The 14,329-nt window shown below is 64.5% G+C and carries 8 protein-coding genes and 3 rRNA genes; 10 read left to right on the forward strand and 1 reads right to left on the reverse strand.

The annotated features are described in order from the left end of the window. Positions 1 to 12: 12 nt before the first annotated feature. A complete protein-coding gene (locus BM349_RS07655) occupies positions 13 to 453 on the reverse strand; it encodes a HEAT repeat domain-containing protein (protein ID WP_091705777.1) in 441 nt (146 codons plus the stop codon). 581 nt (positions 454 to 1,034) lie between these two features. On the opposite strand from BM349_RS07655, the gene BM349_RS07660 reads away from it, so the two are divergent. The 10 genes from BM349_RS07660 to BM349_RS07700 all read left to right on the forward strand — a co-directional run bounded on the left by BM349_RS07660 (position 1,035) and on the right by BM349_RS07700 (position 14,322). Beyond that, positions 1,035 to 2,556, forward strand: a 16S ribosomal RNA gene (locus BM349_RS07660). Positions 2,557 to 2,972: 416 nt separating this feature from the next. Then, positions 2,973 to 6,076 (forward strand): 23S ribosomal RNA (locus tag BM349_RS07665). 101 nt (positions 6,077 to 6,177) lie between these two features. Continuing rightward, a 5S ribosomal RNA gene (gene rrf, locus BM349_RS07670) occupies positions 6,178 to 6,294 on the forward strand. The 16S, 23S and 5S rRNA genes sit together here, the layout of an rRNA operon. Positions 6,295 to 6,376: 82 nt before the next feature. Continuing rightward, entirely contained in the window at positions 6,377 to 7,906 is a 1,530-nt protein-coding gene (locus BM349_RS18930) for a primosomal protein (protein ID WP_175525238.1), read from the forward strand. Next, entirely contained in the window at positions 7,906 to 8,943 is a 1,038-nt protein-coding gene (locus BM349_RS07680) for an HAD-IIA family hydrolase (protein WP_091705780.1), read from the forward strand. The genes BM349_RS18930 and BM349_RS07680 overlap by 1 nt, the downstream gene beginning before the upstream one ends. A gap of 41 nt (positions 8,944 to 8,984) precedes the next feature. Further along, positions 8,985 to 9,146: a hypothetical protein gene (locus BM349_RS18735; protein WP_175525239.1), complete on the forward strand. Its 162-nt coding sequence runs from the start codon at positions 8,985 to 8,987 to the stop codon at positions 9,144 to 9,146. Between the two features lie 10 nt (positions 9,147 to 9,156). Next, positions 9,157 to 9,972 (forward strand): TlyA family RNA methyltransferase, encoded by an 816-nt coding sequence (locus BM349_RS07685; protein WP_091705783.1) that lies wholly within the window; start codon positions 9,157 to 9,159, stop codon positions 9,970 to 9,972. Continuing rightward, positions 9,969 to 10,913, forward strand: a complete 945-nt coding sequence (locus BM349_RS07690) for an NAD kinase (RefSeq protein WP_091705786.1) — start codon at positions 9,969 to 9,971, stop codon at positions 10,911 to 10,913. The genes BM349_RS07685 and BM349_RS07690 overlap by 4 nt, the downstream gene beginning before the upstream one ends. Further along, a complete protein-coding gene (gene recN, locus BM349_RS07695) occupies positions 10,910 to 12,601 on the forward strand; it encodes a DNA repair protein RecN (RefSeq protein WP_091705788.1) in 1,692 nt (563 codons plus the stop codon). Before BM349_RS07690 ends, recN begins: the two co-directional genes overlap by 4 nt. Positions 12,602 to 12,615: 14 nt before the next feature. After that, positions 12,616 to 14,322, forward strand: a complete 1,707-nt coding sequence (locus tag BM349_RS07700) for a CTP synthase (protein ID WP_091705791.1) — start codon at positions 12,616 to 12,618, stop codon at positions 14,320 to 14,322. The last annotated feature ends 7 nt before the right edge of the window (positions 14,323 to 14,329 follow it).

A 14,329-nucleotide genomic window follows, 5' to 3' on the forward strand; every position in this document is an offset into this window, starting at 1 on the left:
CGGGCTCCGTCGTCATGCCTGCTGCTCGTGCGGCACCGGCAGTCCCAGCGCCATCCACGCCTGGATGCGAACGCGTTCGGCCGGATCGTCCACCAGGCGATCGACGCGGCCGTCGGGATCGTCCAGTCCGTGCCGGCGGATCACCTTCAGCGACATCTCGCGCACGCGCCATGACTCGTCCTCGAGTGCGCGCAGGACGATGTCCGGCCGCGCCGGGGGCCCGATGTGCAGCAGTCCGCGCGCGCCCCATGTACGAGCCCAGTACGGCAGCCAGCCCACCGTCCCGCCCAGCCATGCGATGTCGGGCCACGCGGGATCAGCATCCGAGACGCGGCCGGCGAGCAGCTCCTCGCACCACTCGATCACGCGGCTGCGGCCGAACACCTCGACGGCGCCCGTCGCGAGATCGCGCGGCAGCGCGCCGGGGGCGATCGGATGCGGGTGCGCGGACATGCTGGGAGGCTACGCCGCGTGCGTCCGAGCCGCCAGGGGAAGGACCGTGCCGGCGTCGCGAGAGCCGCGTGATTCCGGGCTCCCAGGCCGCGACACGCCCGGGATGCGGCCCGGATTTGCCAGCCCCCGGAGGTCCACGTAATGTATTCATTGTTCGCCCCACAGGGAAGCGGAAAGGCCAAGAGCCTCACCCCCCTCAAGCGGAGAACCACCCCCCATCGAAGTCAGTGCCTCGTGTGCTGCAGATCCTCGGATCCACGATGAGGAACCCCACTCCATCGGAGCGGTCTCAGGCTCGCGCCTGGGTCGCGAAGAGACGGGCCAGTCGATTTGACGGCGCCCGAGCGGAGTGGCTAAGATAGAGAAGTTGCCCTGCAGGCCAGCCGAGAGGCGTGCGGCAGGAGCATCCGATCCTTGAGAACTCAACAGCGTGCACTTGTCAAATGCCAAAAAACCTCGCGGTCAGCTTGTCTGACCGATGAGATTCTTTTGAGATTAAACGAGATGTCAGCAATGACATCCGATCGTCAGATCAAACTCGCTCGGGCCGACCCATTCCGGTCAGCTCGCAGCAAAATTCTTTTACGGAGAGTTTGATCCTGGCTCAGGATGAACGCTGGCGGCGTGCTTAACACATGCAAGTCGAACGGTGAAAGAGAGCTTGCTCTCTGGATCAGTGGCGAACGGGTGAGTAACACGTGAGCAATCTGCCCCTGACTCTGGGATAAGCGTTGGAAACGACGTCTAATACCGGATACGAGCTGCGAAGGCATCTTCAGCAGCTGGAAAGAACTTCGGTCAGGGATGAGCTCGCGGCCTATCAGCTAGTTGGTGAGGTAAAGGCTCACCAAGGCGTCGACGGGTAGCCGGCCTGAGAGGGTGACCGGCCACACTGGGACTGAGACACGGCCCAGACTCCTACGGGAGGCAGCAGTGGGGAATATTGCACAATGGGCGCAAGCCTGATGCAGCAACGCCGCGTGAGGGACGACGGCCTTCGGGTTGTAAACCTCTTTTAGCAGGGAAGAAGCGAAAGTGACGGTACCTGCAGAAAAAGCACCGGCTAACTACGTGCCAGCAGCCGCGGTAATACGTAGGGTGCAAGCGTTATCCGGAATTATTGGGCGTAAAGAGCTCGTAGGCGGTTTGTCGCGTCTGCTGTGAAAACTGGGGGCTCAACCCCCAGCCTGCAGTGGGTACGGGCAGACTAGAGTGCGGTAGGGGAGATTGGAATTCCTGGTGTAGCGGTGGAATGCGCAGATATCAGGAGGAACACCGATGGCGAAGGCAGATCTCTGGGCCGTAACTGACGCTGAGGAGCGAAAGGGTGGGGAGCAAACAGGCTTAGATACCCTGGTAGTCCACCCCGTAAACGTTGGGAACTAGTTGTGGGGTCCATTCCACGGATTCCGTGACGCAGCTAACGCATTAAGTTCCCCGCCTGGGGAGTACGGCCGCAAGGCTAAAACTCAAAGGAATTGACGGGGACCCGCACAAGCGGCGGAGCATGCGGATTAATTCGATGCAACGCGAAGAACCTTACCAAGGCTTGACATATACGAGAACGCTGCAGAAATGTAGAACTCTTTGGACACTCGTAAACAGGTGGTGCATGGTTGTCGTCAGCTCGTGTCGTGAGATGTTGGGTTAAGTCCCGCAACGAGCGCAACCCTCGTTCTATGTTGCCAGCACGTAATGGTGGGAACTCATGGGATACTGCCGGGGTCAACTCGGAGGAAGGTGGGGATGACGTCAAATCATCATGCCCCTTATGTCTTGGGCTTCACGCATGCTACAATGGCCGGTACAAAGGGCTGCAATACCGTAAGGTGGAGCGAATCCCAAAAAGCCGGTCCCAGTTCGGATTGAGGTCTGCAACTCGACCTCATGAAGTCGGAGTCGCTAGTAATCGCAGATCAGCAACGCTGCGGTGAATACGTTCCCGGGTCTTGTACACACCGCCCGTCAAGTCATGAAAGTCGGTAACACCTGAAGCCGGTGGCCCAACCCTTGTGGAGGGAGCCGTCGAAGGTGGGATCGGTAATTAGGACTAAGTCGTAACAAGGTAGCCGTACCGGAAGGTGCGGCTGGATCACCTCCTTTCTAAGGAGCACTTGGAGGCCTTCGGGCCTTCCAGAGCCAGACTCGAGACACACGTTCTCGACTGGTAGCTCATGGGTGGAACATTTGACTAGGTGCGAAGGACGAAGTTCTTCACTCAGTACGCTGCTTGCAGCTGGAACCGTGGAGCTCATCTGATCTCGCACATGCACGCTGTTGGGTCCTGAGGGACCGGATGCGCCCGATCCACGGATCGGGCCAGACGAAACTCAGGACCTTTTCCTGTTTGCCGGCATCCGGCACGCGGAGAAGGTACCGCCCGTACTTTGAGAACTACACAGTGGACGCGAGCATCTTTTGAGCTGATCTTCGGATCAGCTCATATTGATGATCTTAAAGATCATTAGTCAATTTCATGTGGACTTCGGTCCACGTCGATTCTGATAAAACTCATGTGATTTCAAGTCTTTAAGAGCAAACGGTGGATGCCTTGGCATCTGGAGCCGAAGAAGGACGTAGCAATCTGCGATAAGCCTCGGGGAGTGGATAAGCACACTTTGATCCGAGGATTTCCGAATGGGGAAACCCCGCTGGGCGGCGTGCCGACCCAGTGACTCCCGCCTGAATATATAGGGCGGGTAGAGGGAACGTGGGGAAGTGAAACATCTCAGTACCCACAGGAAGAGAAAGCAACCGCGATTCCGTTAGTAGTGGCGAGCGAAACCGGAACAGGCTAAACCGAGTACGTGTGATATCCGGCAGGAGTTGCGTATTCGGGGTTGTGGGACTTCTCAGGCTGCTCTGCCGAGCAGCCGGCGTTACAAGAAGGTATAGACGAACGGCATTGAAAGGCCGGTCATAGAGGGTGCGAACCCCGTAGTCGAAATGCCTCCCTTGACGCGAGAAGTATCCCAAGTAGCACGGGGCCCGAGAAATCCCGTGTGAATCTGTCAGGACCACCTGATAAGCCTAAATACTCCCAGATGACCGATAGCGGACAAGTACCGTGAGGGAAAGGTGAAAAGTACCCCGGGAGGGGAGTGAAATAGTACCTGAAACCGTTTGCTTACAAACCGTTGGAGCCTCCTTAGTAGGGGTGACAGCGTGCCTTTTGAAGAATGAGCCTGCGAGTTAGCGATATGTGGCGAGGTTAACCCGAGTGGGGTAGCCGTAGCGAAAGCGAGTCTGAATAGGGCGATTCAGTCGCATGTCCTAGACCCGAAGCGAAGTGATCTATCCATGGCCAGGTTGAAGCGACGGTAAGACGTCGTGGAGGACCGAACCCACTTAGGTTGAAAACTGAGGGGATGAGCTGTGGATAGGGGTGAAAGGCCAATCAAACTTCGTGATAGCTGGTTCTCTCCGAAATGCATTTAGGTGCAGCGTTGCGTGTTTCTTGCCGGAGGTAGAGCTACTGGATGGCCGATGGGCCCTACAAGGTTACTGACGTCAGCCAAACTCCGAATGCCGGTAAGTGAGAGCGCAGCAGTGAGACTGTGGGGGATAAGCTTCATAGTCGAGAGGGAAACAACCCAGACCACCAACTAAGGTCCCAAAGCGCGTGCTAAGTGGGAAAGGATGTGGAGTTGCCTTGACAACCAGGAGGTTGGCTTAGAAGCAGCCACCCTTGAAAGAGTGCGTAATAGCTCACTGGTCAAGTGATTCCGCGCCGACAATGTAACGGGGCTCAAGCACGCCACCGAAGTTGTGGCATTGACATTATTGGTAGGCCTTCGTGGTCCAGCCGTGTTGATGGGTAGGAGAGCGTCGTGTGGCCAGCGAAGCGGCGGTGTGAACCAGCCGTGGAGGCCACACGAGTGAGAATGCAGGCATGAGTAGCGAAAGACGTGTGAGAAACACGTCCTCCGAAAGACCAAGGGTTCCAGGGTCAAGCTAATCTTCCCTGGGTAAGTCGGGACCTAAGGCGAGGCCGACAGGCGTAGTCGATGGACAACGGGTTGATATTCCCGTACCGGCGAAGAACCGCCCAAACCAATCCAGTAATGCTAAGTGTCTGAATCCCTCTGACGGATCCCTTCGGGGTGAAGCGTTGGGCCTAGCACACGACCCTATGCTGAGGCGGTTAGCGTATTAACAGGTGTGACGCAGGAAGGTAGCCCAAGCCAGGCGATGGTTGTCCTGGTGCAAGTGCGTAGGCCGAGTGATAGGCAAATCCGTCACTCATCAAGGCTGAGACACGATGCGGATAAAAAGTGGGTGATCCTATGCTGCCAAGAAAAGCATCGACGCGAGGTTCAAGCCGCCCGTACCCCAAACCGACTCAGGTGGTCAGGTAGAGAATACCAAGGAGATCGAGAGAATCGTGGTTAAGGAACTCGGCAAAATGCCCCCGTAACTTCGGGAGAAGGGGGGCCTTCGACGTATTAGGACTTGCTCCGAAAGCGTTTGGAGGCCGCAGAGACTAGTGGGTAGCGACTGTTTACTAAAAACACAGGTCCGTGCCAAGTCGCAAGACGATGTATACGGACTGACGCCTGCCCGGTGCTGGAAGGTTAAGAGGACCGGTTAGCCGCAAGGCGAAGCTGAGAATTTAAGCCCCAGTAAACGGCGGTGGTAACTATAACCATCCTAAGGTAGCGAAATTCCTTGTCGGGTAAGTTCCGACCTGCACGAATGGCGTAACGACTTCCCAACTGTCTCAACCGCGAACTCGGCGAAATTGCATTACGAGTAAAGATGCTCGTTACGCGCAGCAGGACGGAAAGACCCCGTGACCTTTACTATAGTTTGGTATTGGTGTTCGGTGTGGCTTGTGTAGGATAGGTGGGAGACTTTGAAGCTTGGACGCCAGTTCAGGTGGAGTCATTGTTGAAATACCACTCTGGTCACTCTGGATATCTAACTTAGAACCGTAATCCGGTTCAGGGACAGTGCCTGATGGGTAGTTTAACTGGGGCGGTTGCCTCCCAAAAAGTAACGGAGGCGCCCAAAGGTTCCCTCAACCTGGTTGGCAATCAGGTGTCGAGTGTAAGTGCACAAGGGAGCTTGACTGTGAGACTGACAGGTCGAGCAGGGACGAAAGTCGGGACTAGTGATCCGGCAGTGGCTTGTGGAAGCGCTGTCGCTCAACGGATAAAAGGTACCTCGGGGATAACAGGCTGATCTTGCCCAAGAGTCCATATCGACGGCATGGTTTGGCACCTCGATGTCGGCTCGTCGCATCCTGGGGCTGGAGTAGGTCCCAAGGGTTGGGCTGTTCGCCCATTAAAGCGGTACGCGAGCTGGGTTTAGAACGTCGTGAGACAGTTCGGTCCCTATCCGCTGCGCGCGCAGGAAATTTGAGAGGATCTGACCCTAGTACGAGAGGACCGGGTTGGACGAACCTCTGGTGTGTCAGTTGTTCCGCCAGGAGCACCGCTGATTAGCTACGTTCGGGATGGATAACCGCTGAAAGCATCTAAGCGGGAAGCCGGCCTCAAGATGAGATTTCCATGCCTTCGGGCGAGAGGCTCCCAGCCAGATTACTGGGTTGATAGGCGAGATGTGTAAGCGTGGTAACACGTGCAGCTGACTCGTACTAATAAGCCGATGACTTGATAACACACCGTTTTTGGTGCTTGCGTCCACTGAGTGGTTCTCGATGTACGGTCGAGAACCGCATGACAATGACTTTTGTTGTGCAGACTGAAACATCAATAGTGTTTCGGCGGCCATAGCGTGAGGGAAACGCCCGGTTACATTCCGAACCCGGAAGCTAAGCCTCACAGCGCCGATGGTACTGCAGGGGGGACCCTGTGGGAGAGTAGGACACCGCCGGACTTCTTTCGTGAAATGGCCACCCAAAGCTGGGTGGCCATTTCTCGTTAACAAACCAGAACAGTGACTTCTGAGGGGAACCGACATGGCTGACGAAGAGCAGCGCGACGACAGAGCGCGAGACTCACGTCCGCCACATGACGGCGACCGGAAGACACCTCCGCCGCGCCGCGATGGCGAGCGGAAGTCGTATCCGCCGCGCGACGGTGCGAAGAAGCCGTACGCGAAGCGTGACGGCGAACGGAAGCCCTACGCCGCACGCGACGGTGAACGAAAGTCGTACCCGCCCCGCGACGGTGAGCGAAAGCCGTACGTCAAGCGCGAGGGCGACCGACCTTCGTACCCGAAGCGTGACGGTGAGCGGAAGCCCTACGCTGCACGTGATGGTGAGCGGAAGTCCTACCCGCCCCGCGATGGTGAGCGGAAGTCGTACCCGCCCCGTGACGGCGAGCGGAAGCCGTACGTCAAGCGCGAGGGCGACCGGCCTTCGTACCCGAAGCGTGACGGTGAGCGGAAGCCGTACGCTGCCCGCGATGGTGAGCGGAAGTCGTACCCGCCCCGTGAAGGCGAGCGGAAGCCGTACGTCAAGCGCGAGGGCGACCGGCCTTCGTACCCGAAGCGCGATGGTGAGCGGAAGTCGTACGCACCCCGGGATGGCGAGCGGAAGTCGTACACACCCCGTGAGGGCAGCAGCCGGCCGCCTCGAGGCGGCACCGGCCGCGATGAGCGTCGAGACGATCGCCAGTCGCGGCCAGAGGAGCTGCGGGCGGTCCGGCCGGCGTTCGACGAGCCGATCGTGCCTGACGAGGTCACTGCATCCGACCTGAACGCGGCCGCGCGCAATCAGCTGAAGACCCTGAGCAAGGAGAACGCCGACGCGGTCGCGCGGCACCTGGCGATGGCTGCCGAGGTGATCGACGCCGATCCAGAGCTCGCGCACCGGCACGCGATCGCCGCGACCCGACGCGCGGGGCGCATCGGTGTGGTCCGTGAGACCGCGGCGATCACCGCCTACGCGATCGGCGACTACGCGCTCGCTCTGCGCGAGCTGCGCACATACCGGCGCATCTCGGGCAGCGATGACCAGATCGCGCTCATGGTCGACAGCGAACGCGGTGTCGGCCGGCCTGATCGAGCCCTCGAAGTCGGCCGTGCGGTCGACCGCAGCTCCCTCGCACAGTCCGTCCGGGTCGAGCTCGCGATCGCGATGTCGGGCGCCCGTCTCGACCTCGGTGAGACCGATCGCGCGCTCCAGGAACTCGACATCCCGGAGCTCGACCCCGATCGCGCATTCGAGTGGAGCCCGTCGCTGTTCGCCGCCCGCGCCACGGTGCTCGAAGAGCTCGGACGCGACGAGGAGGCCCAGGAATGGCGACGCCGCGCGGAGATCGCGGAGGCCGCCCTGGATGCCGCGAACGGGTCGGACGGCGATCTCGAGGTCGTCTTCATCGAGGAGATCTTCGAACAGCCCGGTGACGATGACGTGATCCCGACGGACGATCAGGCCGACCCGGACGGTCTGTCCGAGCCGACCGAGGAACTGACCGACGACGAACTGACCGATGCCACAGCGGTCAGCGACGAGGAGGCAGCCGAATCCGAGGGCCAGGACTGATGGCGCTGTTCGGCCGGCGCACGAGTGAGGCGACTCCGCTCGACGGCGTGGACGTCGTGCTCGCCGACCTCGACGGGGTGGTCTACGCCGGCGACGGCGCTCTGCCGTACGCAGTCGAGAGCCTGAATCGGAGTCGAGCCGGCCGCCGCCTCGGCTACATCACGAACAACGCGTCGCGCACAGACGCATCCGTGGCGGGTCACCTGGCGGAGCTCGGCCTCGAGACCGCGCCGGCGGATGTGGTCACGAGCCCGCAGGCCGCGATGCGGCTGCTGATCGAGCGGATCGCTCCCGGCTCGACCGTCCTGGTCGTGGGTGGCGACGGTCTCGTCAGCGAGCTTCAGAAGTCGGGTTTCGTCGTCACTCGCAGCGCCGAGGATTCTCCCGCCGCGGTCGTGCAGGGCTTCGCGCCCGAGGTCGGCTGGGCACAGCTGGCCGAGGCCGCCTATGCGCTGGCGCTCCCCGAGGAGGAGGGCGGCATCCCCTGGATCGCCACGAACACGGACTGGACGATTCCGCAGGCGCGGGGCATCGCGCCGGGCAACGGCACACTGGTCTCCGCCGTGCACACGGCCGTGGGCCGTCTCGCGACCGTCGCAGGCAAGCCCGAGGTGCCGATCTTCGACGAGGCCGTCGCGCGCTTCGCGGCGCGGCATCCGCTCTTCCTCGGCGATCGGCTCGACACCGACATCCTCGGCGCCAACCGGGCCGGCATCCCGTCGGCGCTCGTCCTGACCGGGATCGACCGCCCGAAGCACGTCCTCGCGGCCCCGGCAGGATCGCAGCCGACCTACATCCTGAGCGACCTGCGCGAACTGCACGAGCCCTACCCGCAGGCGAGTGTACGCGACGGCGTCGTGACGGTCCGCGGAGCGAAGGTGCGCATCGACGGTCCCGACGTGCGGATCCTCTCGGAGGGCGACTCGCCGGTCGATCTGCTGCGCGCGGGCGCCAAGGCGATCTGGGACACGGGCCGTGCGATCTACGGCTTCCGCGTGCCCGAGGTGCTGTACGCGGATCCGTTCCATCTCCCGTAAGGCTCGGCGGGATCGGGGGAGCTGCGACGTATCCTGAGGGCATGGATCAGACCGCGCCGCAGGACGACGAGCAGGCCGACCTGCTCTCGACGCTCGAGGTGATCGAGGCTCAGCCGCTCGCGACGCGAGCCGGCGCCTACGAGGGACTGCACGACGCACTCGCACGCCGCCTCGAGTCCGGGCCGGCGAACACGCACGCATGACGACGCGCCGATGACTGCGCGTCTGGACGCGGCGCTGCCGGCACGTGGACTCGCGCGCTCGCGCACGCACGCGGCGACCCTCATCGCGCAGGGGCTGGTGAGCGTCGACGGGCGCCCGGTCGTGAAGGCCTCCACGCAGGTCGGCGAGGACGCGCTGATCGAGGTCGCCGCAAGCGATCACTACGTCAGCCGCGCCGCGCACAAGCTCATCGCCGGCCTCGACGCGTTCGATGTCGGCGTCGCCGGCCGGATCGCCCTGGACATGGGAGCCTCGACCGGCGGATTCACCCAGGTGCTGCGCGAACGGGGCGCCGACCCGGTGATCGCGGTCGACGTCGGGCACGGGCAGCTTGCGCCGTCCGTCGCGTCCGATCCAGGTGTCATCTCGATCGAGGGCTTCAACGTCCGGTACATGACCTCGCAGAGCCTCGCCGAGGCGAGCGGCATCGAGTCGGCGCCGCAGGTGATCACCGGCGACCTCTCCTTCATCTCGCTGTTGCACGTCTTGCCGGCGGTCCGCGAGGTGGCCGCAGCGGATGCCGACCTCGTGCTCCTCGTGAAGCCCCAGTTCGAGGTGGGCCGCACTGCGGTCAAGGGCGGACTCGTGACTGATGCCGGATCCCGAGCCGACGCGGTCGCCGGAGTGCTGTGGGCGGCATGGGATGTCGGTCTCGGAACGTGCCGCGTCGTCGGATCGCCGATCGCCGGGACCCACGGCAACGCGGAGTTCATCGCGCACTTCCGGCGCGCGGATGACGGCCCGGGTTCGGGGAGCAATCCGACAGAATGGTTGAGCACCGTGAACCGACTGACGGGGAGTCCATGACCGACGCCGAACGCAACATCCTCGTGGTCGTGCACGCGCGCCGCGACGACACCGTCGCGGCCGCCCAGCGCGTGGTCTCCGCGCTGCGGGCGGCGGGCGCCCGCCCCGTGCTGTCGGTGGATGACCGCGACGAGCTCGGCGACGCGCTCGCGCTGCTGGGCGAGGTCTCCACGCTCGGTGCCGAAGTCGCGGTCGAGGACGTCGAGCTGGCGATCGTGCTCGGCGGCGACGGGACGATCCTGCGCGCGGCCGAGCTCGTCCGCGAAGGGACCGCGCCGGTCCTCGGGATCAACATGGGACACGTCGGATTCCTCGCCGAGATCGAGCGCGACGACATGGACTACGCGGTCTCGCGCGCGATCGCCCGCGACTACGCGGTCGAGGAGCGCCTCGCCCTGCAGGTGCGGGTCAAGGATGCCGCCGACAGGATCATCTTCGACACGTGGGCGCTGAACGAGGCCACGGTCGAGAAGGCGAGCCGGGAGCGGATGCTCGAGGTCGTCATCGAGATCGACGGCCGGCCCCTGTCCTCCTTCGGCTGCGACGGTGTCGTGGTCTCGACCCCCACCGGGTCGACGGCGTACAACTTCTCCGCCGGCGGTCCGGTGATCTGGCCCACGGTCGAGGCGATCGCGGTCGTCCCGCTCTCGGCGCACGCTCTCTTCGCCAAGCCGCTCGTGGTCGGGCCGGAGCACGCCGTCGCGATCGAGGTGCTCGAGCGCACGAACGGCACCGGAGTGCTGTGGTGCGACGGTCGTCGTTCGCACGATCTGCCGCCAGGTGCGCGCGTCGTGGTGCGCAGGTCGGAGCGCCCGGTGCGGCTCGCCCGCCTGCATCCGGCGGCGTTCACCGATCGGCTCGTCCGCAAGTTCCGCCTGCCCGTCGAAGGCTGGCGCGGGCCTGCGATCCTCACGACGGGTGTGATCGGGCAGGCTCCGTGATCGAGGAGATGCGCCTGCGCGATCTCGGCGTCATCGCGGAGGCCACGCTGCGAATCGGCCCGGGGTTCACGGCGATCACCGGCGAGACCGGGGCAGGCAAGACCATGGTCGTCACCGGGCTCGGCCTGCTGCTCGGTCAGCGCGCCGACTCGGGTGCGGTCCGCGCGGGAGCGGCGCAGGCCTCGGTCGACGGCGTGTGGATCGTGCCCGAGCACGGCACGGTGGCCGACCGAGTGCGTGAGGCGGGCGGCGAGGTCGAGTCGATCGGCGGCGGCCTGTCGGAGCTGCTGGTCGGCCGGTCGCTGTCGAGCGAGGGCCGCAGTCGCGCGAGCGTCGGCGGTCGTGCCGCGCCGGCCGGAGTGCTGGCCGATCTCGCCGACGAGCTGGTGGTCGTGCACGGGCAGTCCGATCAGCTGCGGCTGCGGACGGCGGCTGCCCAGCGCGACGCACTCGACCGGTTCGGCGGTGCGCCGGTCGAAGCCGCGCTGGCCGTGTACCGGGCGAGCTACGAGCACGCGCGAGAGCTCTCCCGAGAGCTCGCGACCCTCACCTCCGACCGCGACGACCGCGCGCGCGAAGCCGAGGAGCTGCGAGCCGCGCTGGCGGAGATCGAGCAGGCCGCCCCGCAGGCGGGGGAGGACACCGAGCTCGCGCTGCGCGCGGAGCGACTCGCCAACGCCGAGGAGCTGCGCGCCGCGGCCGCGGCCGCCCACGACATGCTCTCCGGCGAGGGGGATGTGCCCGATGTCGGCATCCTGCTCGCCGAGGCGCGGCGCGCCCTGGAGCGCGGCCACGATCCCGCGCTCGACGATCTCGCGGCCCAGACGGCGGATCTCGGCTATCGGGCCGCCGATCTCGCTCAGTCGCTCGCGGGATACCTCGCCGATCTGGACGAGACGGGTCCGCACGAGCTCGCCGCGGTCGAGGATCGCCGGGCAGTGCTCGGCGGCCTGATCCGCACGCACGGCTCCGTCGATGCGGCGATCGCGCTCCTGGAGACCGGGTCGGAGCGCCTCGCCGAGCTCGACGACGACGGTGCGCGCATCGAGCGGCTGACGACCGAGCGGGATGCCGCGGCATCCGCCCTCGACGCCGATGCGGCCGCCCTCACATCGGCGCGCACCGCGGCCGCCGCGCGTCTCGGCGTCGCGGTCACCGAAGAGCTGCATGCGCTCGCGATGCCGGATGCGCACGTCGTCGTCGCGGTCACCGCGGGCGCCGAGACCGGCTCCGGCCGCGACGAGGTTGCGATCCTGCTCGCCCCGCACGCCGGAGCCGACCCGCGCCCGGTCGCCAAGAGCGCGTCGGGCGGCGAGCTCAGCCGCGTGATGCTGGCGATCGAGGTGGTGATCGCTGGCGTGGACCCGGTTCCGACGTTCGTGTTCGACGAGGTGGATGCCGGAATCGGCGGCGCCGCGGCGATCGAGGTCGGGCGCCGGCTGGCCCGACTCGCCCTGTCGTCGCAGGTGATCGCGGTGACCCACCTCGCCCAGGTCGCGGCATTCGCGAACAACCACCTGTCGGTCGTCAAGGCCGGAGACGGGTCGGTGACGGCATCCGATGTGCGTCGTCTGGACGGGGTCGATCGCGAGGCCGAGATGGCGCGACTGCTCTCCGGAATGCCCGATTCGGATGCCGCCCTCACCCATGCCCGCGAGCTGCTGAGCCTTCGGGCCCAGTCGGACTGATAGGATAAAAGCCCGTGGCGGAAACTCATACGGCAGGCATTTCGGACGGCAGCTCTTCGAACGGCACCACTCGGCACATCTTCGTGACCGGCGGTGTCGTTTCTTCTTTGGGCAAGGGGCTGACGGCGGCCAGCCTGGGCAATCTGCTCACGGCGCGGGGGCTGCGCGTGGTCATGCAGAAGCTCGACCCGTACCTGAACGTCGACCCCGGGACGATGAACCCGTTCCAGCACGGCGAGGTCTTCGTGACCGACGACGGCGCAGAGACCGACCTCGACATCGGGCACTACGAGCGCTTCCTCGACATCGAGCTGAGCCAGGCTGCGAACGTCACCACCGGGCAGATCTACTCGGAGGTCATCGCGCGCGAGCGCCGCGGCGAATACCTCGGCGACACGGTGCAGGTCATCCCGCACATCACCGACGAGATCAAGCGCCGCATGCGGCTGCAGGCCGACGAGACGCCGCAGCCCGACGTGATCATCACCGAGATCGGCGGCACCGTCGGCGACATCGAGTCGCAGCCGTTCATCGAGTCCGCCCGTCAGATCCGGCACGAGCTCGGCCGCGCGAACGTGTTCTTCGTGCACGTGTCGCTGGTGCCGTTCATGGGCGCGTCGGGCGAGCAGAAGACCAAGCCGACGCAGCACTCGGTCGCCGCTCTCCGCTCGATCGGCATCCAGCCCGACGCACTCGTGCTGCGCAGCGACCGCCCCGTCACCGAGTCGAACAAGCGCAAGATCGCGCTCATGTGCGACGTCGACGAGGCCGCAGTCGTGAACGCGGTCGACGTGCCGAGCATCTACGACATCCCCACGATGCTGCACGAGCAGGGTCTGGACGAGTACATCGTCCGCACCCTGGGCCTGAGCAAGGCGGCGGACGTCGACTGGTCGCGGTGGGATCGCGTGCTCCAGGCCGTGCACAACCCGAAGCACGAGGTCACGATCGGACTCGTCGGCAAGTACATCGACCTGCCGGATGCCTACCTCTCGGTCACCGAGGCGCTCAAGGCCGGCGGCTTCGCGCACGAGACCCACGTGACGATCACCTGGATCCCGTCCGACCTGTGCGAGACGCCGGAGGGCGCCGCGAAGGCACTGGGCGGACTCGACGGGATCGTCGTGCCGGGAGGCTTCGGCATCCGCGGCATCGAGGGGAAGCTCGGCGCGCTCAAGTTCGCCCGCGAGCAGGGCATCCCGACGCTCGGGCTGTGCCTGGGGCTGCAGTGCATGGTGATCGAGTACGCCCGCCACGTCGCCGGAATCGAGGATGCGTCCTCGACCGAATTCGACCCGGACACGACGAACCCGGTGATCGCCACGATGGCCGAGCAGGTCGCGATCATCGCCGGCGGAGACCTCGGCGGCACGATGCGCCTCGGCATGTACCCCGCCGAGCTCGCCGACGGCTCGCTCGCGCGGGAGCTCTACGGCGCCTCGCGAGTTGATGAGCGCCACCGGCACCGCTACGAGGTCAACAACGCGTTCCGCGACACGCTCTCCAGCGCCGGCATGTTCTTCTCCGGCCTGTCGCCCGACCGCAACCTGGTCGAATACGTCGAGCTGCCCCGAGAGGTGCACCCGTACTACATCGCGACGCAGGCCCACCCCGAGCTGCGCTCCCGCCCGACCGACCCGCACCCGCTGTTCCGCGGCCTGGTGGGCGCCGCGCTCGAGCGCCACCGCTCCAGCGAGCTGTTCGACGTCGAGAACGGCTGACGCCTCG

Origin of the sequence: Microbacterium sp. cf046, assembly GCF_900114345.1 — a bacterium.
Lineage (GTDB): Bacteria > Actinomycetota > Actinomycetes > Actinomycetales > Microbacteriaceae > Microbacterium.

Excerpts from the sequence above, each read along its gene's own strand:
- BM349_RS07655 (WP_091705777.1), bottom strand. The coding sequence starts at position 453 with ATGTCCGCGCACCCGCATCCGATCGCCCCCGGCGCGCTGCCGCGCGAT.
- BM349_RS18930 (WP_175525238.1), top strand. The coding sequence starts at position 6,377 with ATGGCTGACGAAGAGCAGCGCGACGACAGAGCGCGAGACTCACGTCCG.
- BM349_RS07680 (WP_091705780.1), top strand. The coding sequence starts at position 7,906 with ATGGCGCTGTTCGGCCGGCGCACGAGTGAGGCGACTCCGCTCGACGGC.
- BM349_RS18735 (WP_175525239.1), top strand. The coding sequence starts at position 8,985 with ATGGATCAGACCGCGCCGCAGGACGACGAGCAGGCCGACCTGCTCTCG.
- BM349_RS07685 (WP_091705783.1), top strand. The coding sequence starts at position 9,157 with ATGACTGCGCGTCTGGACGCGGCGCTGCCGGCACGTGGACTCGCGCGC.
- BM349_RS07690 (WP_091705786.1), top strand. The coding sequence starts at position 9,969 with ATGACCGACGCCGAACGCAACATCCTCGTGGTCGTGCACGCGCGCCGC.